Raw genomic sequence first — 23,931 nt, 5'->3', positions numbered from 1 at the left:
AACCAGGAAACACGAACGCGCGTCCCGATCACGACCTAAAAGACAAAAAAAACGGCGAACCCAAATCCATGGATCCGCCGTCGTTTCTGCGTTAAGCGAAACCGATCGGAAAAAAATTAAACCAAACTGAGGGTGGTTTTCTTTTTTCGATCCGCGATTTCAACCTCGGTCTCGATATGAATCACTTCGTCCGGAACGATTTTGAAAATCGTCTGGCCTTTGGAAATGATCTTTCCGTCGCTGTCGTTTAACAAAATCTCTTTGACGGTTCCGCTGAAAGGAGCCGAGATCTTGTTGAACATCTTCATCACTTCGACGATGAACAGAGGTTGTCCCGCTTTGAAATGATCCCCCACCTTGACCATCGGAGGAAGATCAGGAGCTTCTTTGGAATAGAACATTCCCCCCATAGGAGCCACGATTTCATCGGAACTCGCTTTCGGAGCCGGAGCAAGAAACTTAATGAATGCGTCTCTTGTTTCCGCATTTTTGAATTCATCTGGAATGATCGCTTCCAATTTTTCATCCACTCCCAGATTGTAAAAACCGGAATTCAGTCCTGCGTTCGGAAGGAGTTTTAGAAGTTCGAGTCCCGCTTGAAAGCCGTTGTGCGAATGTAGAACGGAAGGAAGAGTCCCCGTATCCACGCCGGAAATGGATTTGCCGGCATTTAAACTTGCGACCAATTCGATGGAGTCCGCTGCAATTCCGCTTCTCTTGGAAAGCTCCTGATAGAAAGAAAGAGCTTTCTGGAGAATTTCGTCATCGTGATCCCAAATCTGCTCCGAAGGGGGAAGGTTCGGATCTGCTTCCATATTCAAATAGTGATACAGGTCCGCAAGGATATGAATCGGGTTACGAAGCCATTCCACTTTTGAACCCGAAATTTTCCAGGATCGGTTTAAATGATAACCTATAAATCCCGCTACGAGATGCGCGTCTTTGAGGATTTCTCCGATCGGCCTTGTAATCAAAGTCAGTTTTCTGCTGAGAACCTTTTTGAATTCGGGAGAAGACGCTTCTGAAATGGTCTTTTTCCATGCGATTTCAAGATCCACGTCTTTCACGATTTTTTCCACCGCTCCCACTCCCGCAAGGTAGGAAATCATAAACGCAGTGGAAGGTTTGAACATCGCGTCCTTTCCGAGAATCCAGTTGATTAAACCGTAATGGACCAGCAGGTTCGTGGATAGATCGAAACCTCTGAGTTCCGTTTTTCTCAGGATATTTCCCAGTCGGATTAAATTGTCCTTACGGTTTTCCCCGTGAGTGATCAAAAGCGCAATGTTGGAATCGTAAGCTCCGGCAACTTTATAATGTACGAATAAATTCGTATCCGGGTTGCGAATGCTGATTCCTTGATCGTCGCGAATTTCATCGGATAAAGGTTTGGACCAGTTCATAATGACCCCGCCCGCATGAGGTTGGATCGCTTTGTTGGTCGCGTTGATGCGAACTTCGGAACCGGAAGGATATCGTAGAATTCTTTCCGGTTTCTGAAGGCGTTTTCCGTGAAGGGAAAGTAGTGCCATCGCTTCGATCAAACTGTCCACAATGAAAAATTCGTTGGTGTTTTCCGGATTCTTAAACTTCAGAGAATACACCATCTCGGTGACTCTGTGTTCCACCTGAATCCGAGTGTTCACTTCCATAAAGAAGTGATTGGTTCCTTCGACGATGGATTCGAAAGTCGAAACGCTGTTGAGTTTTACAGCAGCTCCGAAACGTTCGGATTGCTCTTCCATTTCGCGGAGAACTTTCAGATCTCCTTTGAGAACCTCCGCTTTTTTCGGCTGCGTTGCCGAGCAGGAGGCGATTTCTTTTTCCAGCAATTCCTGCGTAAGAGAGATTTCGAGAAGTTTTTGTTCGTGCATCTGAACGGAACAATCCCGGCCGCCGAGCGCGAGGCACCATTCTCCGTTTCCGATAAGCTGGATCTCGTTGTGTCTTGTGTTTTCTATGTTTAATTCGATGAGGAAGTTTTTGTTGGTTCCGGGAGCGGTCACTTTCGATTCGGAAAGAATTTCCTGAACCGCACCTTTCACTTCTTCGATTTTGGAAACGACCCTTTGTCCTTTACCGCCGCCCCCGCCGATGTATTTAAAACGAATCCGGTTCTTAGGATATTTCTCCCAGATTTTTTTCGTTTCCTTTTCCGCTTCCGCTTGAAGATCGGCGATCGTTACGAGTTCTACAATTTTAGAATATCCTAATTCTAGCAAGTTCTCCGCGTTCACTTCCAAGGGAAGAGAAGAATCGAACGTAAAATCGATCCCCTTCTCTTTTGCGAGCTTTTCGAGAGCCTTTGCATCGGCCGCTTTCGCGAGTAATGCCAGGGAAGAAATGTTGTCCACACCCGGAGTAACGGAGACGTTGAGTTGTCTCGCGATTCTTTTTGCGGCGTCTTTGGAACCCGCTTGGTCCGCGACGTAGGAAGCCGGTCCCATAAAAACGATTCCGCTTTTTTCGATGGCGGAAATGAACTCGGAATCTTCCGCCATAAAACCGTAACCGGCAAAGATATGAGTGTATTGATTGTCTTTGGCGATGGAGATGATCTGTTCGATTCTCTGAACTTTTTCTTCCTTACCGGCTCCCATGTAATCGGGAACCCTGTGGATATTGTTCGGAAAACGGAATCCTCTGAGCTCCGGAGCGAGCGCCATCGGATAAACGACCGAATCCTTTTCGGAAAGTAGAATTCCATATTCCCGAATTCCGATCGAGTCGAAAATTTCCATTGCTTCTTTTCGAACCGGTCCACGGCATACGATCAGACATTTGATCGATTCCAAGGAGAAAGATCGGATCCACGCGGAATTGGATTGGTGAAATTGAATGCGATTGTTGTGAAAGTCGATCATGTCGATTACTCAAACTCCCTTTGAGGTCCGGACAAAGGCGCCGGTTTGTAATGTCGGATTAAATAATCCAGGTTTTGGAACAGAATGTTTCTAGTCGTTCCCGGGAGAACGATTCTGGAAACGGAACCGAGAGAAAGGGCTTCTTTCGGATTCATCAGTTCGCGTTCGTACTGTGTGGAAAGAAGCTGAAGTTTTTTGTCGCGAACGACGATCGCTTCTTTTTCGGACATTCCCTTCTTAACGTTTTCCTGATATTCTCTGTGGATCGCCGAAACCTCGTCCTTGTAGACGTAGTCTTTTCCTGCGGGTCCCATCACGGCGATTCTCGCGGTCGGAAGCGCGAACACCATATCGGCTCCCACGTGATAGGAGTTAAAACATGCGTAAGCGCCGCCGAACGCATTTCGTATAATCAATGTTAAACGAGGTGTCCGGATGTCGATGATCGAATCGAGGAGTTTTCTTCCCTCGAGAACGATTCCGTTTTGTTCCTGTTCTTTTCCGGGTAAGAATCCGGTCGTGTCTTCGAGGAACACGATCGGAATATTGTAAAGATTACAGAAACGGATAAAGCGCGTTCCCTTTCTCGCGGCGTTGATATCGATCTGACCGGAGGAAACCGCCGAGTTGTTCGCGACGAACGCGACGACGTGGCCTCCGATTCTTCCGAAAGCGGTTACTAAGTTTCTGGATCTCTGCGGTTGAATTTCGAAATACTGACCGTGATCGCAGATATTCTGCAGATACAGAGTGATGTCAAACGGAGTGTTCATTCCCGTCGGAGAGTTGAACGTTTTCTTAAAAAGAATCTCTTCTTCGTAGATGAATCGATCCGTAGGGTCCGAGGTCGGATGGAACGGAGCGAAGGAATGATTGTTATCGGGAAGATACGAAAGAAGTCGGAGCGCGGTTCTAAGAGATCCCAATTCGTCGCCGGTTATGAGATCGACGACCCCGCTTTGTCCGTGAACCTTAGGTCCGCCTAAGTCGTCCGCGGAGATGTCCTCGCCTAATACGGATTTAACGACGCCCGGTCCCGTTAAACCGAAGAATGTATTCTCGCATTGGATCATGAACGATCCCTGACGAGGGAGATATGCACCCCCACCCGCATTGAATCCGAACATGAGCATCAAACTCGGAACAACGCCGCTGATTTTTCTAAGAGCGGTAAAGGCCTCGCTGTAACCGTCGAGTCCGCCCACTCCCGCCGGAACGTAAGCGCCCGCGGAGTCGTTCATTCCGATCAAAGGAATTCCGTGTTCTCCCGCCATGTAGATCAGTCTCGCGAGTTTGCTTCCGTTGGTAGCATCCATGGAACCAGCGCGCAGCGTGAAGTCGTGACCGTAGATCGCGACGTCTCTTCCGTTGATGTTTAAAATTCCGGTAACGAGGGAAGCTCCGTCGAGACTCTTGCCCCAGTTTTGATAGAGAATATTCGGTTCTTGTTCCGTGAGAACTTTGATTCGTTCCCAAACGGTCATTCGATCTTTCGAATGTTGAACGAGGATCCGGTCGACTCCTCCTCCCGCGAGCGGTTTGCTCAGGAGCTCTTTCCCTAACTCGTTGGCCTCTTCGTAAAGACCTCGAGGTTTCGGAGCGTCAGGTTCGGACGTGGATTGGAATGGATTTTCCAGTGAGTATTTTGCTTCGGACATGCGAGAACCTTTAAATGGAATGAAATATATCCAGTTTTTAAAGAAAGGATTCTCGGGAAAGTTAAATTCTGGTATGTTCCGAAGCGGAAAACTATTTTATAGCGGATTCTAAAGTTTCAAAGATGCTGAACATGGAATTCATATCGATGATTTCGAATACTTTTTTTACGGCGGGCTTGATTCCCGCGAGACGAAGTTCCACTTCTCTTTCCTTGCAGATTCGGAGAGCGGCTACGATAATTCTAAGTCCTGCGGATGAAATGAATTCAACGGATGAAAGATCCAAAACCAATACGGGAGAATTTCCGGTCTTGATCTGATCCATAAAAACGGATTCGATTCTATGTGTGTTGTGAACGTCGAGGTTTCCGATCAAGTGGATGATTTTGGAGCGATTCTTAATTTCAGATGTGATTTCCATTCGAAGCCTTGTGTTGAAAATTCTTCTTGAGAACTAAAACGTTCTTCCCGCCTTCGCTGGAATAATCGACTGAATCCATCAGCTTTTCGATCAGATAGACTCCGAATCCACCCTTTCGCTTGCCGCTCAGATTGTCCTCGATGGAAGGTTCTTGAACTTCCTTTCTCTGAAAGACTTTCCCGGAATCAATTAATACAATGGTGATCCAGTCCCCTGTAAAGCGTATTTTACATTCGAACTTTGGATTTTTCAATTCCGTATTTTCGTAACCGTGCATTACGATATTCGTACCCGCTTCGTCGCACGCCAAAAGAATATCGTCTCTCAGAGATTCTTCCAAGTTTCTTACTTTGATCGTTTCGTACACGAATTCCCGGAACAATGGAATCGAAGACGTGTTCGCGTCGAATTCTCTAGAGAATTGATAGTCATCGTTGAATTTCAGGATCATCACGGTGAAGTCGTCGAAAAGTTCGGGAGTTCCCGAAAATTCTCTGACCAAGCCGAAAAGTTCGTCGATGATCTGATTCGATGGAAGATGTTTTCTTACGATGATTTCGCGGATCATCCGTTCCAAACCGAATTCCTCGTCGTTTGCGTTTTTCTCTTCGATCGCTCCGTCCGTATAAAGAATGACCATGTCTCCCGGTTCCACGATCAGACTTCCGCCTTTGTAACTCGCGGAAGGAATCACACCCAAAGGAGGACCGGAACCTTTGATGAGTTCCCAGGTTCCGTCTTTGCGGATCAATACCTGATCGTTGTGACCGGCGGACGCATAATCCAAAGTGAATATAGCGGGATTGTAATGGATGAAGAATGTCGTAACGAACATTCCGTTGTGGGAATCCTCGTAGATGAGAGCGTTTCCCTGTTTTAGAATATCTTCCGGGTCGAGGTCGTGGTTTCTCGCAAGAGTCCGGATGATGGAGGAACTCATCGCCATAAAGATCGCCGCGGGCAAACTCTTACCCGAAACGTCCGAAACCAAAAAAGAATACTGACCGTCCTGATATTGGTAATAATCGTAAAAGTCTCCGGAAACTTCCTTTGCTGGAACGGACTTTACTCCTAAATCGAAGTTGGAACGAAACGCTTTCGATTCGGGAAGAATGTTCTTTTGGATTTCCCGAGTGATCTCGATCTCCCGTTCGAGGGAGCGCTGCATCGCCTTTCTCGAGATCATTTCGTTTTGTAGTTTGAGGGTTTCATGTCCTCTCGCGATCAAAGAGGCAAACGTCTGCAACAATCTCAGATGGGAATAGTTGTAAGAAAGTTTGTCGATCCGATCCGAAACCGTGACCGCTCCGAAAGCGCTTCTTCCTTGGTGTGTCAACGGAAGGACGATATAAGAACCTTTTAGATATTCCTGATCGAGTTCGTGAGTAAATGCAAAATTTTGAATATCTTCTTTGACGGTCGTTTTTTCCTCTTCGATGGAACTATGGATGAAACTTCCCTGATAGTCCGTCGTTCTGAAAATTTCAACGGTCTTTTCGGACGTATAAGAAATCGAAGTGAGAATTCCCATCTTGCGGTTGATGAGAAAAATCCCCGTTTTACTTGCGTCCATCTCGCTGTGAATTACCGGAATGGATTGTTTCATAAGATCGGCTTGATTCTTCGCCGAAGAAACCACTTGCGAAAGTTCGAATAGACTTTCCAGCTCGGAAACTTTCTTTCTCAGATCCTTGTTGGCCGCTTCCAAGTTCTGAAGAAGTCCTGTCTTTTGGATCGCAAGCGCGGATGTTCCCGAAAAGCTTAAGAAAAGTTCTAGGTCATTCTCCGTAAAAAACGTTCTGTCGATCGTGTTGATCGCTTCGATGACTCCGATCACCTGACCTTCCACGAGAAGCGGAGCCGCCATGATGTTTCTTGTAACGAAGTGGGAAGCCTTGTCCACTTCCCGATACACTCGCGGGTCGTTCATCGCATCGTTGATGATCATCGGTTGTTTGTCTTGAACGACCATTCCCGCGACCCCCTTGCCTACGGGGACGCGCACTTTCGTAACCTCGTCCTTTTTTTCTCCCAAGACCGTATGAAAGTAGAGATATTCTTTCGAATCGTCGAGAAGAAGAACGCTGCACGCTTCGGTGCGGAACACGGACTTGGATGAAAGCATGATCGCTTCCAAAAGCTGGGAAAGATCCAGTGATTTATTGATCAGTCCAGATACGCGGATGATTTCGGTTAACAAAAAGTCGAAACGATCGGTTTGTTTTCGGATCTGCACCGATTCGAGGGCGACCCGAGACGTAGTCATCAAGGAAAGAACGACGAGAGACGATTCTCCCGAAACGAAGGATTCTTCCAGAAGATCGGAGATGATTCTTGTCGTGGCGCGCAGATGTTCGAAGTCGGATTCTCTGAATTCTCCGCCTCCGTCGTTCTGTCTTCCGAGAAAGATCGTTCCGAAGATCTTCTTTTGATTTTCGGACGAGGATGATCCGAGTTCGCCTACGTGTAACACGCAACAGACGGTGTTCTGGTGCAAGGGAGGGATCAGCTTGCTCGGCGTTTCCCCTTTTTTCAGATTGATGTCTTGACCGGTTTTAAAACAGAATTCGGACACGAGGTTCGCCTCGTCGATCGCTTTCGGCGGAGGATTTCCTAAAATGGATTTCAGACTTCCGTCTTCCTGACGAAAACTGAAAATGCCGAATTGAGCGGAAGTAAGTTGTATGATTTCCGTGAGGAGGGATTCGAAAACGATCGTTAAACCCGGATTGTCTTCCAGGTAAAGGTTTCCATCAGAACTCTGTCTGAGGAGAGAATCCTGTTTTTTGCTCGAGATCAAAGCAGAGGTTCAGCCGGCCTGAAACTTTAAGGATTCTTCCCGAAGTTTCTTATTCGCATTTTCTAATTCTCTAATACGAGTCAAAGCTCCCATCAGTTCTTCTCGGGAAAGATTGGTGACGACGTTGGTCGCGTCGAATGCTTCCTTTGCGTCCTTCAACTCTCTTCCGGAATATTGAATGATGCCTTCGTACATACGGATGATTTCGTCCGCGTTCTCCAATTCCTGCTCGTTGAGTCTTAAAACCTTCTCATATCCTTTGATAATATCGTTTTGGATTTTTAATTTTTTTTGCAAATCCTCGATCGACTCACTCATCCTTACCACTCCTGTATTTGTATTGACTTCAATGAATTCGGTAAAAACCTGATTCCTTAGCGGGGACGTAGCTCAGTTGGGAGAGCGTTTGAATGGCATTCAAAAGGTCGGGGGTTCGATTCCCCTCGTCTCCAGACCTTGCACTTTCCGCCACTTGAGTTTTTAAACTTTCAGCCCTCTGTCAAACTCTTTTACGCTTGCTTCTCGCTCCGTTTCTCCGCTTCTATAACTCCAAAGAAGTCCGTTCGGAAACCTCTATTGTATGATTTCTTAGGCCATTCTCAATCCGGAAAGAAGTTGCCAATTTCTTTTTTTATCGCTATTTCCCGTAGAAAAACAAAGCTCGGTAAGAAATTCAAACCCGTTGCGTGTCCTTATGCAAAGCCAGATCCAAATCCGTCGCAGGAATGGGGAGAAGAATCTCGATCCTCTCCTTTTGATCCCTGATTTTTCCTTTCCGGGTAGAACGTTATACGCGGAGCCCTTCGAGTCTTCGTATTCCGTGCGAATCGTAGAATTGCCGACAGACAAGATTCAAGTCGATTTTCCGGAGTATCAAACTTGGATCGAAACGATTTCCCATGAAATCGTCGCTTCCAAACAAAAGGTGAAACTGATCGGAGAAGGTCTATTTTCCGGAATGGTTTTCGACCTTCTGCAAAGACATTCTTCCAAAATCGAATCTGCCTCCGTTCTCAATCCCCCGTTTTTTAAACCGGAGGAAAGTTTTCCTTGGCTTCCGAAAAACGTGGATTGGATTCTGGAGCGTTTTCCCTGGAACCCGTGGTTTTTGTTATCGCGCGAACTGCATTTTTTTTACGATTCGATGGAAAGAAGTTTTCAAGTCGGTTTAAACGATTCCGAGTTTTTCCCCACGATCGTTTTTACGAAAAAATCCGAACCGATTACGAAACAGATTCGAAGTTTCGGAAAGACTCTCGGTAAGTTTTCGGTTTTTCGGATCGAAGCGTCGAATCCCAAATCGGTTCAACCGATCTTGAAGAATTTGTTTATGAAAATTCTTGCCGGTAGGCCGATTTCTTCTGTCCAAAAAAAGTCAAAATTTAAGATAGAACCTGGTTTTTAAGTATGTCAGTAAGAAAAATTTTAAAAATGGGAGACCCGATTCTCCGCCAAGTTTCGGAACCCGTTACCGAAGACGAGATCAACACCAAAGAATTCAAAAAGCTTCTCCGCGATATGTTCGATACGATGCGTCACGCGGAAGGAGTCGGTCTAGCCGCGCCTCAGATCGGAATTCTCAAGCAGATCGTAGTCGTAGGTTCGGAGGATAACGAACGTTATCCGGGAACGCCGGACGTTCCGGAACGAGTCATCTTAAATCCGACGATCACTCCTCTTACCAAGGATAGTTCCGGTTTTTGGGAAGGATGCCTTTCCGTTCCCGGAATGAGGGGTTATGTGGAAAGACCCAATCAGATTCGCATGCAGTGGATGGACGAAAAAGGAAACCGTTTCGACGAGGTCATCGACGGTTACAAAGCGGTCGTTTATCAACACGAATGCGATCACCTATTAGGAGTTCTCTACGTGGATCGGTTGAAGGATACGAAACTGTTCGGCTTCAACGACACTCTCGACTCAAACGCAAACATTCTAGATTAAAAAAACAAAAACTATGAAATCACTGGTCGAATACTTTCTTTCTAAGAGTATCTTCGTAAATCTTCTCACCTTTTTAATCATTCTCATCGGAGGTTTTACCGCGGTGAAAATGAATCGGGAAGCCTTCCCGAATATCAACTTCGATATCGTAAGCGTGGTAACTGTGTTTCCCGGAGCTTCCCCCGCCGAGATCGAAAAGCTGGTCACAAAACCTCTGGAAGAAGCGATCAAGGAAGTGGATGGAATCAAAGAATTCCGTTCCGCATCGATTGAGAATCGTTCCGGAATCGTAATCACATTGGACCCGGATTCGAAGGATACGCAGAAAGTCGTCGACGACATTAAGTCCGCGATCGATCGCGTGGAAGATCTCCCGGAAGAAGCGGAAGATCCTCTCGTTACGGAAATCACAACGTCGAGACAGCCCGTGATCGAAATCGATATCAGTCTCGCTTCCAGCGATACGAGTTTGGAAGCCGAAAAACGTCTCAAGGCGCAGGCAAAGATCGTGGAACAGGCTCTGGAAGATATTCCGGGCGTAGCGAGAATTTCCAAACGAGGTTGGAGAGAAACCGAGATGCAGGTGGATATCAATCCTGCCGCGATGTTTTCGCATTATCTCACGAGTCAGGATGTCATCTTCGCATTAAAAAATCGTAATATCAACTTCCCCGGCGGAAATATCGCGGGAAATCAAAAAGAAGTCATATTAAGAACCATCGGAGAATTCGATTCTCCCCGGGAAATCGGAGGGGTTCATATTCGTTCGAACGAAATCGGGAATTCGATCCGAATCGAAAACGTGGCGACCGTGACCGAAGGTTTAAAGGAAGCGGAATATCTCGATAAGGTCAACGGAAGAAAAACGATCGCTTTGACCGTCATCAAACGGGAAAAAGCGGACGCTATTCTCGTCGTCGACGAAGCCAAAAAAGTCATCGACGAATTTAAAAAGAATTCTCGGGGGGAATTCGAATACGCTTTCGTAAACGACCTTTCCAAATACATTCGAAGAAGACTCGGCGTTCTTTTATCCAACGCTGCCGGCGGTTTGATTTTAGTGACAGCGTCGCTGTTCGTATTCTTAGGTTGGAGAGTCGCACTGATGACCGCACTGGGAATTCCCGTTTCCTTCGGCGCGACATTCGTCATTATGAATTATCTGGGTTTGACCTTGAACCTGATCTCGATGTTCGGTTTGATCATCGTCGTCGGGATCCTGGTCGACGACGCGATCATCATCTGCGAGAACGTTTATCGCTACATGGAAGAAGGGATGCCCGCTTACGAGGCCGCCATAAAAGGAACCTCCGAAGTGATCGATCCCGTAACGGCGACCGTAACGACCACCGTTGCGGCCTTTGCTCCGATGCTCTTTATGACCGGGATTTTCGGAAAGTTCATCTATAGCATCCCTTTGGTCGTCATCATCGCGTTGCTCGCCTCTCTATCCGAAGCGTTTTTTATTCTTCCTTCCCACTTATACGATATCAACAAACATAAGTTTCATTCGGGAGAAATCAAAGAGGAAAGCGGATGGTTCTACAAACTCAAGGTGAACTATTATCTTCCTTTGCTGAAGTTTGCGCTGCGACACAGACTTCAGATTTTTATCTATCTCTTCGCGATGTTGATCGGAAGTTTCGCTTTGTTTGCAGTCGCGGGAAGATTCAAACTTTTTCCCGGTTCCGTGGATGTCTTTCAGATCAAATTGACGGGACAAACCGGAATGTCTCTGCAGGAAACGGAGCGATTTACGCATGTTCTCGAAAACGAACTCGCAAAAGTTTCCAAGGAAGAAGTGGAAAATTACGTGACTCGGGTAGGAATCATTCAAAAAGACCCGAACGATCCGTTTACCAAACGCGGAAAACATTACGCGCAAATTCTCGTTTATTTAACGCCGGAAGAAAATAGAAAGAGGGCCACGGACGAAATTATTTCCGAAGTTCGAGAAAAGACGATCTGGCTTTTGAACGAAAAGTCCGTAAAGATTCTCGAAGAAACCCGCAAAAAAGAAGCGGAGAAGAAAAAGGAAGAATACAAACCTTTCAATTTGACTGCTTTCCCTGCGGAATTCTCGCGTTTTAAGGGACAACTGCTCGCTCTGGATTTTGAGAAGATTTCCGGCGGACCTCCCGTTGGAAAACCGGTCGCGATCGAGATCCGCGGAGACGAATATGATACTTTGATCCGGATCGGAGAAGAATATAAGTCCGTGATGGCAAAGGTTCCCGGTGTTACGGATATCGGAGACGATTTTAACGAGGGGAAGGACGAGATTCGTATTAAGGTCAGTGAATCTCTTGCTTCCACCGCCGGAGTTTCCGTTTTCAAAGTAGCACAAGCGATCAACACAGCGTTTCAAGGAACCGTCGCGACCAAGATCAAACGTTCGGACGAGGAAGTTGAAGTAAAGGTTCGTTTTCCAGAAGAAGTAAGAAAGTCCATCGGATCGTTGAACAATATCTTCGTGACCAACCAACTCGGGAAACTGATTCCCGTTTCCCGATTGATTACCTACGTTCGCGAACCCGGATTTGCGAACATCAATCACTTGGACGGAAAACGGCTTCTTACCGTGACCGCGAATTTGGATGAAACGAAAACCGACACGAGAAGAGCGAACGCGGAAATTGCGAAACTTTCCAAGGGAATCATGGATAAATATCCGGGTTACCGGATGCGATTCGGCGGAGAGAACAAAGATACGGAAGAATCTCTTGCGAGTTTGGGAAGGGCCTTCCTCGTGGCGTTCATCATTATTTTTATGATTCTCGCTTCCCTCTTCCGTTCTTTGATTCAACCGATAATCGTGGTAAGTTCGATTCCATTCTCATTGATCGGCGTGATTCTTGCTTTCGTTTTACATGGAGAATACTTCGGCTTTCTCGCATTTTTGGGAATCGTCGGTCTTGCGGGAGTCGTAGTGAACGATTCCATCGTTCTTGTGGACTTTGCAAACCAACTCAAGCTCGAAAAACCGAACGAAGACATCGATTCGATTTTGATCGAAACCGGACTTTTGCGACTCCGGCCGGTCGTGTTGACGACGGTTACGACGGTATTGGGTCTGTTGCCGACCGCTTACGGAATCGGCGGGCGAGATCCTTTCTTGGTTCCGATGGCGCTTGCATTCGGCTGGGGACTTGCGTTCTCATCGTTTCTTACGCTCGTCGCCGTTCCGGTTTTATACAAGACGGTGCATAACGTTCAAGCGAGATTCCAGCGTTTGCTTTGGAGTCGGACTAAGTAAGAATCCCCTTTCGATATAGAAAAGAGATTTGATGACCGGAGCCAGAGGAGTTCTTTAACTTGAAGGAACTCCTGCAAGTTCGAGGAATGGCCCGATTCTAATCTTGGCGATCGTTGATGATCTCCGGAACGGTCACAAAGCTATAACCCTTGGAAATCATTTCCTGTATAAAATCAGGAAGAATGTAGATCAGCTTTTCCGATTGTCTCGGAGATCCCAAATGCATTAAAATAATCGCGCCATTCATCCCGTTTTTGTCCGCCTCTTCCCAACGATACAAAAAGTCCAGGGCTTCCGCTCTGGTTTTGTAATTCGGATTCGGCATGATTCTTGTTTTCCCTGTCTGAGGATCTTTCTTATAAATGAATTTCTTATATACGAAGTCCGGAATATCTAAAGAACCGACGGAGTTGTTGCTCCAAAAAATATGGTGGGAATACCCTAACTTTCCGAAGGTTCGAATCACTAGAGGATCAAAACCTCCATACGGCAATCTGTAGTATTTCGTAAGCTGTTTTCCGGTTACGGACTCGAACTTCTCCTCCACCATTCTCATTTCCTGCTGCAGAAAATTCGTGTCCGGGATTTCGTCCGAAACGTAGCTAAGAAGCGCTCGTTTTCGCAGAGAAGGTTCGTATAAACTTCTGGGAATATTGTAATGACTCCACGTATGATTTCCGAATACGACCCGATTTCCGAGTTCCGAAAGTTTCTTGAGATAATAGAGATTCGTATTGCTGAAAAAAGAACCGTTTTTTAACGCGGGGTTCTCGTTGGAAACGAAGAGAGTGATCTTGATCGGAAAACGGGAAAGATATTCGTAGATGAGCTTGAGATCTTCTCCGGTTCCGAGATCGAACGTAAGTGCGATTTCCTTAAACCGAGTGTCTCCCCGGTTGATATTTTTACCGATATCCGAACCGGGAAGCGCTTCTAGAGAAGCTTTGTTTTCGGAAACTTGATCGGATAAATCTCCGTCCGGAACCGCGTCGTAGAGATCGGATTTGAATTTTAGTAATTCTTCCTCTTGTTGCTGCTCTTCGAGCCGGAGAGAAGTCAGGGTTTCTTCGAGATTCGTGATATGAACCGTTTGTTTTTCAACGGTCGCTTCCAATCGGAAGATTCGATGTGTTAGAGTAAGAATCGAGACGGCTCCGAGGAACGTAAAAAATCCCAAGGAGAAAAGAATCCGCAACATACGAAATTTTCGTTCGATGACTTCGGATTCGATTCCGCTTTTTTTGATTTCGGAAATTGTCCGGGAAAGTTCTGAAGATTCTTCCTCGCTTAACATAAAGATTCGATTGAAATCGGGAAATTCGAATCCTTCAAATCATTTTTAGGAAAGAATTTTTAAAAATTTCCCCTTTTTTCCCTGTCTTACCAGGTATTCTTTTCCTTTTTGGATGGAAATTTTTTCATCCGTGATCTTATCTTCCGCGAGATACAAACCTCCGGCCTTGATGAGTCTTCTTCCTTCCGAAACGGACGGTACAAAAGCAAGTTTACTCAACACCCAAACGAGTAAGGGCTCCGGGGTTTCCGCGAAAAATTCCTCGCCTAACGTTACCTCTTTGATGTCGTCGGGAACCGCTCTGGATTTCGGATTGTGAATCTTTTTCCATTCTTCGATTGCCGCTTCGTTTTCCGAAGGAGAAGAGAACTGATCCATAATGAGTTTTGCAAGTTCCGTCTTCACTTCTTTCGGATGAAGTTCCTTCTTTGTGATTCCGTTTTTACGGGATGAAATTTCTTGCATCGGGAGATCGGTCAGGAGTTCGAAGTAGTTCCACATGAGATCGTCGCTGATCGACATGAGTTTTCCGAACATATCGATCGGAGTTTCGGTGATTCCCACGTAGTTTCCGAGAGACTTGGACATCTTTTTATTTCCATCCAATCCCACAAGTAACGGAAGAGTCAGAACGCACTGCGCTTCTTTTCCGTATTCTCTTTGTAAATCGCGTCCGACAAGAAGATTGAATTTTTGATCGGTTCCGCCGAGCTCCACGTCGCATTCCATAGCGACTGAATCGTATCCTTGCACCAAAGGATATAAAAACTCGATCATCGAGATCGGTTGCCCGGCCTTATAACGTTTGCTGAAGTCGTCCCGTTCCAACATTCTTGCTACGTTGTATTTGGAACTCAGAACCAAGACATCCTCGAAATTCATCCCGGCGCACCAGCTGGAATTATAGACGATTTTCGTTTTAACGGGGTCAAGAACCTTAAAAACCTGATTTTGATAGGTTTTTGAGTTTTCCAAAACCTCTTCCCGAGATAGTCTTTTTCTGGTTTCGGATTTGCCGGTTGGGTCGCCGATCATCGCCGTGAAATCGCCGAGGAGAAAGGAGACTTCATGACCTAAGTCTTGGAAGTGTTTTAATTTTTTGAGCTGAACAAAATGGCCGAGATGGAGGTCGGGTGCAGTCGGATCAAAACCTGCCTTAATTTTCAGCGTTTTCTTTTTTTGAAGTTTGGATTTTAATTCTTCTTCGCTGATCAGATCAACGCAGCCGCGACGGATGATTTCGATTTGTTTTTGAATGTCCATGAAAGAAAAATCCGAATTGGATTGTGAAACTTAATGCAAATTTGTAGGGGGAAAGAAACCTGTAAAGCAGGAAGAATTCTCAAAATGGAAAAACAGAACCGAACTCAACAAATTTCGAAACTGCAAAAGGAATCCTTTGATATACTCGTAATCGGCGGCGGATCGACCGGAACCGGCGCGGCCTTGGATGCGGCCAAACGAGGTTATAAAACCGCACTGATTGAAAAGAAAGATTTCTCCTCCGGAACTTCTTCCCGTTCCACCAAACTGATCCACGGCGGGGTTCGTTATCTCGCACAGTTTCATTTTAAACTCATTCATGAAGCCTTGACGGAAAGGCAAAGACTTCTGGAGAATGCTCCGCATCTTGTTAAACCGCTGAAGTTCGTTCTTCCCGCTTATCGCTTTTACGAGCGTCCGTATTACGGAATCGGTCTGACCTTATACGATATTCTTGCGTCCCGAGGCAAACTTCCTTCTCACAAAACCGTTTCCAAATCGGAAGCGATCTCCGAATTCGGTGCGATCAAACGAGACGGACTTTTCGGCGGAATCACTTATTACGACGCTCAGTTTAACGATGCTCGTTTGAACGTGCTCCTTGCGAGATCGGCCGAAAAAGAAGGAGCCGTGGTCGCTAATCGTGTCGAACTTGTTTCTTTCATTAAGGAGAATGGCAAGCTCATAGGAGCGAATCTCAAGGATTTGGAAACGGGGAAAACCTTTCCCGTTCATGCGAAGGTGATCGCGAACACGACCGGCGTTTGGGTGGATCACGTTCGTAAACTAGACGATCCTAGAACCTTCAACGTTCTTTCTCCAAGCCAAGGAATTCACCTTGTTTTCTCCAAAGAAAAAATCCCTTGCGAATCCGCGATGATCATTCCGAAAACCAAGGATGGAAGAGTCGTGTTTATCATTCCTTGGGAAGATCACGTCATCTTAGGAACGACCGATACTCCGGTTGAAAATCCGGGAGACGAACCTCTTCCGATCGGAAACGAGGTTCAATTTTTACTCGATACAGGGAACGAATATCTGGAGAATCCCGTTTCTGAAAAAGACATTCTTTCCGTCTTCGCAGGAATTCGTCCTTTGATTTCTCCGGAAGGAAACCAAGATACGAAAAACATTTCCCGAGAAGAAGTCATCCTCGTTTCGAATTCGGGATTGGTTACGATGGGTGGTGGGAAATGGTCTACGTATCGAAAGATGGCGGAAGATCTCGTGGATAAATTGATTCAAGTCGGCAATCTTCCAGAAGGCGAAGAATGTTCTACGAAGGTTTATTCGTATCCGGGAGCCGCCGGATATTCGGAAACTCTATATCAAGAAATTGAAAAGAATTACAAAGTCGATACTACATTTGCAAAGCGTCTCCAGAACTATTACGGAACCGAAGTTTTCGAAATTTTGGGTAAAAAGCCGAAGCTCTTGGGAAAAGGAATTCCTTATTTCGAGGAGGAAGTTTTGTTTGCGGTCAAAGAAGAATTTGCTTTAGGTATTACGGACATTCTCGCTCGAAGAATCCGGATTCTATTCTTGGATTTAGAAATGGCTCGCAAAATGGTGGGTCCGGTTTCGGCAATTTTGGCAAAGCAGCTTAAATGGAAGGACAAAACGAAAAAAGCAGAAGAAGCCGCGGCGATCGAATTGATTGAGAGTTTAAGAAAGTCTTATCTTTAAATTTAAAAGACTGCCGCAAATACGGTGTTCTATTGTGAAACACGCGAGCCCCGCCCTTACTTTGGGTGGCGGGGTGGGCGGTGGGAGAACCTCGGACTGATTCCCCTTTAACAGCAAATTCTACTTTTTTAAAGTGAAAATTCTCCGTCCTGTCGGAACTTTCAAAAAATTAACCGTCGATATAATCCTTCAACTTCTTAGAACGAGAAGGATGTCTGAGTCTTCGGAGCGCCTTCGCTTCGATCTGACGAATCCTTTCCCTTGTTACCTTAAACTGATAACCGACTTCTTCCAGAGTTTGCGGATAACCGTCGTCCAAACCGAAACGCATTCGAATTACCTTTTGTTCCCGCGCAGGAAGAGTATGCAACACCTGACGAATCTGTTCGGCAAGAATGCTCGACGCCGCCGCATTTACGGGAGTTTCCACTTCGGTGTCCGGAATAAAATCTCCGAGTTCCGAATCCTCTTCCGAGCCGACCGGGATTTCCAAAGAGATAGGCTCTCTCGCGACGTTTTTGACCATCTTGACTTTTTGAACCGGCCAACCGAGTCGTTCCGCAATTTCCTCGTTGCTCGGGTCGCGACCGAATTCCTGGACGAATAGTCTTGTTTCACGAATTACCTTGTTGACCTGTTCGATCATGTGAACCGGAACGCGGATCGTTCTCGCCTGATCGGAGATCGCGCGGGTGATCGCCTGACGGATCCACCAAGTAGCATAGGTGGAGAATTTATAACCTTTCTTATATTCGAACTTGTCCACCGCTTTGATCAGACCGATGTTTCCTTCTTGGATCAAATCGAAAAAGTGCATTCCCCGATTCGCATAACGTTTCGCAATGGAAACGACAAGTCGAAGGTTTGCCTTAACCAGTTCTTTCTTGGCTTGGGAAATTTCTCGCTCCCCTTTGATGATCTTTTCACCCCAATCCTTGATCTCTTGAACGGTTGAGCCGGCTTCCTGTTCCATACGACGGAGTTTTCTTTCGTTGTTGCGAATGTCCTTGATGACTTCGCGAACCTCGTCGATGTTCACACCCATCTTGACTTCGATGTCGTCTAACTTCTCGTTCTTTTCAATAAAGCGGTTGAACGCCTTGATATCGCGAACGTCTTGGCCGTATTGCGCTTTGATCTTTAAGAAGTGGCGATCGATTTCCTTGATACGGAAGACCATGGATTTGATCTTTTGGGAAATTTTTTGGATTTCTTTTTGGGAAACCCCGAGCTCGCGAATCGCGTTGTGAATGATTTCGGTGGAAGCGTCTATCTTCTCTTTGAATTCTTTGTACTTTTTGGAAGTTTCGGAATACTTTCTGATTTTGGAAACGGCTTCCTGAAGAACCTTTTCCTGTTCCTGGATTACGAGAATATTCTTAAAGAATAATTCCTCGAGTTTATGCGCCTCTTCCGCGTTGAGGGCATACATCTTATCCACACGAATGAGATCGTAAACCTTGATCTTTTTGCTTCGGATCTTAGGAAGAAGTTTTATGTAGTTCGCACGGAGAATGGAAGAACTGAGGATCGTTTCTTCGATGATCTTCTCACCCTTCTCGATTCTTTTTGCGAGGAAGACTTCCGTTTCTCCTGAGATCAAACTCACCTTCCCGATTTCCCTTAGATAAAGTTTGATCGGATCTTCGGAACCGCTTGCGGAGGAAGAGGATTCTTTTTTCTTACGAGCCGGTTTGGAATCGTCCTTAGGAACGAGAGTGGAAGCCGGTTCCAGAGTATTTCTGGTATATTCTTCCACGATCTCGATTCCCATCTCGTGTAAGAGGGTGAAAAAATCGTCTATCTTTTCCGAGTTCAGAATCTTATCGGGAAGGATCTCGTTTATATCGTCGTAGGATACTTCTCCGTTTGCCTTTCCCAAAGATATGATCTTCTGAACCTCAGGCATGCTTTGTAGATTTTCCATCATTCCAATTCCCTCTAAATTATGTGGTAGCCGATTGACTCCGGATATGTTCCAGAATCTTTTCTTTTTCCTTACGGTAAAAACTGAGTTCCGTAAAGATCTCGGGCGTAAAAAAACGTTCTCTTCTTTGATCGAGTTCCCTAATTCTTTCCTCGATTCGAAACTTCTTCTGTTGTAGAAGAAGGATTCTAAAAACCTTATGAAGTTCGCCCGGTTCGACTTTTTCGGAATCCTCTTCCATCAAGTAAGGAGCCAAAGCGCGCTTCAAATCCTCGGGCAGTTCCGAGGATAATATCTGCACGGGAGAAATTTCCCCTTCTCCCGTATAAATCGTGTATAAATAATCCCAAAGAAAGGAACTCGCCGTATCCATAAATTCCATCGAAGAAATCTCTTCCGAATACGAAAAAAGCCCCGTATGTTTGACCAGCATCGAGATGATTTTTCTCTCGCAGTCGAGCGCGGGACCGGCGACCTCTTGAACTTCCTTTAAGTTAGATCTAGTATCGGCATTTGCAGGTCCATTCTTTGCCGTTCCGCCTTTAAAATCCCGAAGAACCGCATCCATGCTGATCCCAAGTTTGTTCGCTCCCATTCCAAGAAGAAACTGTTTGTCCGTTTCGCGGGAGAGGGTTTGGATAAACGCATATAAATTTTGCAGAGATCTTCTTTTTTTCTCAGGCGATGTTCTTGAAGTTGCGTTTTCCAAAAGCTCTTCTACTACGAACTCGGAACCCTGAATTTGTTCCGACAAAAGTTCGCTCAGTTCCGGTCTGCTCATGGATTTCGCGAGATCGAAAGGATCTTTTCCTTCCGGAAGCAGGACGATGGAACATTCCATTCCTTCCTTTAGACAGATTTCAGCCGCCCGCAAAGCGCCCTTCTTTCCTGCGATATCCCCGTCCAAAACAAAGGTCATTTTTTCGGCGAATTTCTTCATCGTTCGGATATGATTTTCCGTGATCGCGGTTCCCATAGATGCGACCACGTTTTCATAACCTCTTCTCACAAGACCGATCACGTCCAAATATCCTTCGACGAGCATCGCTTCTCCCGTTTTGCGAACGCCCTCTCTGGCTCTGAAAAAATTGTAAAAGGTCCGGCTCTTATCAAAAATAACGGACGCGGGACTGTTGATGTATTTTGCTTCTTTACCCGGACCTAAAATTCTTCCCGAGAATGCGATTGTTCTTCCGGACAAATCCAAAACGGGGAACATGATCCGGTCTCGAAAGAAATCGTACGGGCGGTTATTTCCGGCTTCTTTTTCCCGCAAAAGACCGAGTTGGATCGCGCCCGCGATTTCGTCCTTCGTCTTTAACACTTCTTTGGCGAGAGTTTCGAATCCTTCGGGGGCATACCCCAATCCGAAAAGACGAATTTCCGAATCTTCTATTTCTCTCGATTTTAGATAATCGAGCGCATTCCTCCCGATCGGAGTCCGTAACAAATGCTGATAATAATCGGAAACTTTTTGATTGATCTTATACAAAAAGTCGGAGATCTCCGCTACCTTAGCGTTCTTCTCTTCCAAGGGAATTCCGGAATACTCGGAAAGAATTTCGAGGGAACGGGAAAAATCCACTCTCTCGTAATCCATTACGAAACGAATCAAATCTCCCGACGCCTTGCATCCGAAGCAGTAGTAAAATTGTTTCTCCGCTGAAACGTTAAACGAAGGAGATTTTTCCTGATGAAACGGACAGAGTCCTAAGAAATTCTTACCGCGCTTTTTAAGCGGTACGAAGCGAGAGATATAAGATTCGATGGGGACTTCCCGGTGAACTCGATCGATGAAATCCTTTTTGTTAGACAAAGGTGGCTCACTTTAAGACTCAGGAAAGTCTGGATTTGACAATTGCCGAAACTTTAGTACCGTCGATGCTTTTTCCTTTGAAAGCGGCCATGACTCGACCCATGACCTTTCCCATATCCTTGGCGGTCGGTTGCATTTCCGCAAAGATTTTGTCGATTGTTGCGATGATTTCCGATTCGGGAAGTTCAGGCGGAAGATATTCTTTCAGAACGGAAGCTTCGCCTTCTTCTTGCGCTAAGAGATCGTTTCTCCCTGCTTTTTGATACATTTCGATCGCATCCAAACGTTTCGCATACGCTTTTTTAATGACGGATATGACTTGATCATCCGCGAGTTCTTTCGCTCCGGTTTTGGTCAATTCGTATTGGATGTCGGACTTTAAAAGACGAAGTGTGGAAAGATGAGGCTCTTTCTTCGCTTTCATCGCCTCTTTCAGATCTTCATTGATTTTTATCTGCAGGGACATAGGTTTTATAGATTCAAATGCGTGGAATCAATCGATTCCAGGTTGGACAAAGCCCTGACTCAAGCTTTGTCTTTTTTAGAGAAAAGGCGTTTTTTCTTTTCTGCTTTTCTTTTTGCGGATTCGATCGCTTTTTTCTTTTTGATACTCGGTTTTTCGAAGTATTCTCTGCGTTTGATTTCGCTCATAATCCCTGCGTTAGCGCAGTCGCGTTTGAAACGTTTCAGAGCAGATTCGATCGACTCTCCGTCTTTTACAATGATTCCTACCATTCGATTTTTAAATCCTTCGTTTTAATAGCCGCTCCGAACAACGAAAGTTCGGAGACAAAATTGCATGCAAAATGACCACAGATTTCCCTGAAGAAATAGGTAGACAAGATTTACGATACCAGAAAAAGGGGGTATTATGTCAAGGGTTTTCCGACAAAATCTCAAAAAGACGCCGTTTTTCCAAGAATTATTTTTGTTTTGAGAAAAGTTTCGATCTTTTTAAGCGGCAAAGAATTCCGCTCTTTGGATCTCGGAGATTTCAATTTGGGCCACGATTCCGAACTTTCCGTTTTTGATGACCACGTCGCCGTTTAATCTTCTATTTTTATCCAATTCGATTACGGTTCCGTTTTTTAAATGGAGAATGATGTCGATCCCTCTGTAGTCGATATATCGTTCCAGGGTCTTTTTGAACTTTTCTGCTTGATCCATTCTTTCCTCCGAGGTTTGGCTTCGTGAAAATTTACGGTACAACCGCCTATTCCCTGAAGAACTTTTTCAAAAAGTTAAACTTTGTACATCGGTTTGAAAACTTTTCACTAAACGGACGTCATGTACTTTTTGAAGAAACGAGAAGATGCTTCCAGATCGGTTCGATCGTATCGATCGGTGCGTTCAATTCCATAAATTGAATCTCGTAATCCACGATAAGATGATTTACCTGAAAGACGACTTCGTCGAATCTTGCCTGCACTACTTCCGTCTTACAATCCGGGGAAAGCGTAAGAATCGACCGTGGACTAAGAACATACAATTTATCGTACGGACGAAGATGCGCTTGAATGATCGATTTCAGTTCCTTCATGATCTCGCCCGATCGTTGTTCGCCCAAAAGTTTAAAATACGAATGAAGATCCTGAAATCGGAAATGTGTGATCACGATTTCGTTGCTGAGGGAATTGCGGATATCCCGTACGATCTGATCCGAAAATTCTTCGAAGAGGTCGTCGGTGAGTTTGTATTTCTGCGTGATCGGTTTGATGGCGGATTCCATAAGGGCTCCCTTCTCCTTACAATATCGGAACCGATTCTCCCTAAAATCGCAAGATTCTTTTTAGAGCTTTAAATTTCAGATGGGATTTGGGTAAGAATCGAACTTTTGAGGAAAGCTTTTCGGCTTGAATTCGGAGGCTGTCGAAAAACTCTGTTGGAATCATTTTCCCAGAGGAATTTATGTCTGTCCATCCTACACAAACATTGAGTCTTTCCCAGTATTTAATCGAGGAACAACTCAAGTTACCCCAGGCCACGGGGGATTTTACGGCTTTGATGAGCCACTTGGTTTACGCCGCAAAGATCGTTTCCCGCGAAGTTCGAAAAGCGGGACTTTTAGAGAATATTCTCGGTTCAACCGATGTTGTAAACGTTCAAGGCGAAACCCAGATGAAACTGGACGAATACGCGGATAAGGTTTTCAATCATACGTTGACCCGTTCCGGCCATCTTTGTATTTTAGGAAGCGAAGAACACGAAGAAACCGTTCCCGTTCCGAACGGTTATAAAATCGGTAAATATACGATCGCGATCGATCCCCTTGACGGTTCCTCGAATATCGACGCAAACGTTTCGATCGGAACGATCTTTTCCGTTCATTTGCGAAAGAGCCCCGGAGGAACTCATGGGACGTTAGGCGATCTATTACAACCCGGTTCCGGTCAAAGAGCAGCCGGTTATGTGTTATACGGTTCTTCCACGATGCTCGTTCTTTGCACCGGCAAAGGAGTTTCGGGTTTTACTCTCGATCCTTCCTGCGGAGAATTCATTCTTTCGCATCCCGAGATGCAGATGCCGGAAACAGGCGGAATCTATTCCATCAACGAAGGAAACTACAACTACTGGTCGGACGAAGTAAAGAATTATATTCGAGACATCAAGTCCATCGAAGGCGGTAGAAAACCCCAGTCCGGACGTTATATCGGATCTCTGGTCGCGGACTTTCATAGAAACCTTTTGAAGGGCGGAATCTTCCTGTATCCGAACGATACGAAGTCCACCAAATATCCGAACGGAAAACTGAGACTTTTATACGAAGCGGCTCCGATGGCATTCATCGCGGAACAGGCAGGCGGAATGGCAGTCACTGTTTATGGAGAAAGGATTTTGGATCTGACTCCGAAGGAATTGCACGAACGTACGACCCTCGTGGTCGGAAGTAAAAAAGAAGTGGAACACTTCTTAAAATTTGCGCCGAAAAAGCCTTAAACAAAGGAAAAGTATATTCATGATTTCTGTTTTAGAAGTCGTGAATATACTTTTTTTGAAATAAG

At 45.5% G+C, this 23,931-nt stretch carries 18 protein-coding genes and 1 tRNA gene; 6 read left to right on the top strand and 13 right to left on the bottom strand.

Annotated features, from left to right (window positions below; all coding sequences use genetic code 11):
- Positions 1 to 116 precede the first annotated feature (116 nt).
- The 5 genes from LFX25_RS09180 to LFX25_RS09160 all read right to left on the bottom strand — a co-directional run bounded on the left by LFX25_RS09180 (position 117) and on the right by LFX25_RS09160 (position 8,061).
- A complete protein-coding gene (locus LFX25_RS09180; RefSeq protein WP_238729973.1) occupies positions 117 to 2,864 on the bottom strand; it encodes an ATP-binding protein in 2,748 nt (915 codons plus the stop codon).
- 5 nt (positions 2,865 to 2,869) lie between these two features.
- Positions 2,870 to 4,522, bottom strand: coding sequence for an acyl-CoA carboxylase subunit beta (locus LFX25_RS09175; protein WP_238729972.1), 1,653 nt, complete (start codon positions 4,520 to 4,522; stop codon positions 2,870 to 2,872).
- Positions 4,523 to 4,613: 91 nt separating this feature from the next.
- Positions 4,614 to 4,943, bottom strand: a complete 330-nt coding sequence (locus LFX25_RS09170) for an STAS domain-containing protein (protein ID WP_238729971.1) — start codon at positions 4,941 to 4,943, stop codon at positions 4,614 to 4,616.
- Positions 4,927 to 7,743, bottom strand: coding sequence for a SpoIIE family protein phosphatase (locus tag LFX25_RS09165; protein WP_238729970.1), 2,817 nt, complete (start codon positions 7,741 to 7,743; stop codon positions 4,927 to 4,929). The genes LFX25_RS09170 and LFX25_RS09165 overlap by 17 nt, the downstream gene beginning before the upstream one ends.
- 9 nt (positions 7,744 to 7,752) lie before the next feature.
- Positions 7,753 to 8,061 (bottom strand): hypothetical protein, encoded by a 309-nt coding sequence (locus LFX25_RS09160; RefSeq protein ID WP_010574813.1) that lies wholly within the window; start codon positions 8,059 to 8,061, stop codon positions 7,753 to 7,755.
- A gap of 61 nt (positions 8,062 to 8,122) precedes the next feature.
- Between LFX25_RS09160 and LFX25_RS09155 the strand changes: the two genes are divergently transcribed.
- The 4 genes from LFX25_RS09155 (at position 8,123) to LFX25_RS09140 (ending at position 12,943) form a co-directional block, all read left to right on the top strand.
- Positions 8,123 to 8,195: transfer RNA gene (locus LFX25_RS09155), tRNA-Ala, on the top strand.
- A gap of 242 nt (positions 8,196 to 8,437) precedes the next feature.
- Positions 8,438 to 9,148, top strand: a complete 711-nt coding sequence (locus LFX25_RS09150) for a hypothetical protein (RefSeq protein WP_238729969.1) — start codon at positions 8,438 to 8,440, stop codon at positions 9,146 to 9,148.
- A 2-nt stretch (positions 9,149 to 9,150) separates the two neighbouring features.
- Positions 9,151 to 9,687, top strand: coding sequence for a peptide deformylase (def, locus tag LFX25_RS09145; RefSeq protein WP_238729968.1), 537 nt, complete (start codon positions 9,151 to 9,153; stop codon positions 9,685 to 9,687).
- Positions 9,688 to 9,700: 13 nt separating this feature from the next.
- On the top strand, positions 9,701 to 12,943 hold the full coding sequence (locus LFX25_RS09140) for an efflux RND transporter permease subunit (RefSeq protein ID WP_238729967.1): 3,243 nt from the start codon (positions 9,701 to 9,703) through the stop codon (positions 12,941 to 12,943).
- A gap of 97 nt (positions 12,944 to 13,040) precedes the next feature.
- Here LFX25_RS09140 and LFX25_RS09135 read toward each other — a convergent pair whose 3' ends face one another.
- Together LFX25_RS09135 and tyrS are read right to left on the bottom strand one after the other, a co-directional pair.
- Positions 13,041 to 14,237 carry a polysaccharide deacetylase family protein gene (locus LFX25_RS09135; RefSeq protein WP_238729966.1) on the bottom strand — a complete coding sequence of 399 codons (1,197 nt, stop codon included), beginning with the start codon at positions 14,235 to 14,237 and terminating at the stop codon, positions 13,041 to 13,043.
- A 45-nt stretch (positions 14,238 to 14,282) separates the two neighbouring features.
- A complete protein-coding gene (gene tyrS, locus LFX25_RS09130) occupies positions 14,283 to 15,500 on the bottom strand; it encodes a tyrosine--tRNA ligase (RefSeq protein ID WP_238729965.1) in 1,218 nt (405 codons plus the stop codon).
- Positions 15,501 to 15,533: 33 nt separating this feature from the next.
- Here tyrS and LFX25_RS09125 point away from each other — a divergent pair, with 33 nt between their 5' ends.
- Positions 15,534 to 17,186 (top strand): glycerol-3-phosphate dehydrogenase/oxidase, encoded by a 1,653-nt coding sequence (locus tag LFX25_RS09125; protein ID WP_238729964.1) that lies wholly within the window; start codon positions 15,534 to 15,536, stop codon positions 17,184 to 17,186.
- 169 nt (positions 17,187 to 17,355) lie between these two features.
- Here the strand turns inward: LFX25_RS09125 and rpoD are convergent, their stop codons facing one another.
- From rpoD to LFX25_RS09095, 6 genes are all read right to left on the bottom strand, one after another.
- Complete coding sequence (rpoD, locus tag LFX25_RS09120; RefSeq protein ID WP_010574820.1) at positions 17,356 to 19,113, bottom strand: RNA polymerase sigma factor RpoD; 1,758 nt, start codon at positions 19,111 to 19,113, stop codon at positions 17,356 to 17,358.
- 19 nt (positions 19,114 to 19,132) lie between these two features.
- Complete coding sequence (gene dnaG, locus LFX25_RS09115; protein WP_238729963.1) at positions 19,133 to 20,929, bottom strand: DNA primase; 1,797 nt, start codon at positions 20,927 to 20,929, stop codon at positions 19,133 to 19,135.
- A gap of 19 nt (positions 20,930 to 20,948) precedes the next feature.
- Positions 20,949 to 21,395, bottom strand: a complete 447-nt coding sequence (locus tag LFX25_RS09110) for a GatB/YqeY domain-containing protein (RefSeq protein WP_238729962.1) — start codon at positions 21,393 to 21,395, stop codon at positions 20,949 to 20,951.
- Between the two features lie 59 nt (positions 21,396 to 21,454).
- Positions 21,455 to 21,664 carry a 30S ribosomal protein S21 gene (gene rpsU, locus LFX25_RS09105; RefSeq protein WP_000232823.1) on the bottom strand — a complete coding sequence of 70 codons (210 nt, stop codon included), beginning with the start codon at positions 21,662 to 21,664 and terminating at the stop codon, positions 21,455 to 21,457.
- Positions 21,665 to 21,883: 219 nt separating this feature from the next.
- Positions 21,884 to 22,096, bottom strand: a complete 213-nt coding sequence (locus tag LFX25_RS09100; protein WP_238729961.1) for a hypothetical protein — start codon at positions 22,094 to 22,096, stop codon at positions 21,884 to 21,886.
- A gap of 118 nt (positions 22,097 to 22,214) precedes the next feature.
- Positions 22,215 to 22,658, bottom strand: a complete 444-nt coding sequence (locus tag LFX25_RS09095; protein WP_238729960.1) for a hypothetical protein — start codon at positions 22,656 to 22,658, stop codon at positions 22,215 to 22,217.
- A gap of 179 nt (positions 22,659 to 22,837) precedes the next feature.
- Between LFX25_RS09095 and fbp the strand changes: the two genes are divergently transcribed.
- Positions 22,838 to 23,866, top strand: coding sequence for a class 1 fructose-bisphosphatase (fbp, locus tag LFX25_RS09090; RefSeq protein ID WP_238729959.1), 1,029 nt, complete (start codon positions 22,838 to 22,840; stop codon positions 23,864 to 23,866).
- Positions 23,867 to 23,931: the final 65 nt, after the last annotated feature.

It is taken from the genome of Leptospira sanjuanensis (genome assembly GCF_022267325.1).
GTDB classification, from domain to species: Bacteria; Spirochaetota; Leptospiria; order Leptospirales; family Leptospiraceae; genus Leptospira; species Leptospira sanjuanensis.
The sequence above is the reverse complement of the archived record's forward strand: the minus strand, read 5'-3'. Positions and strand labels throughout refer to the sequence as shown.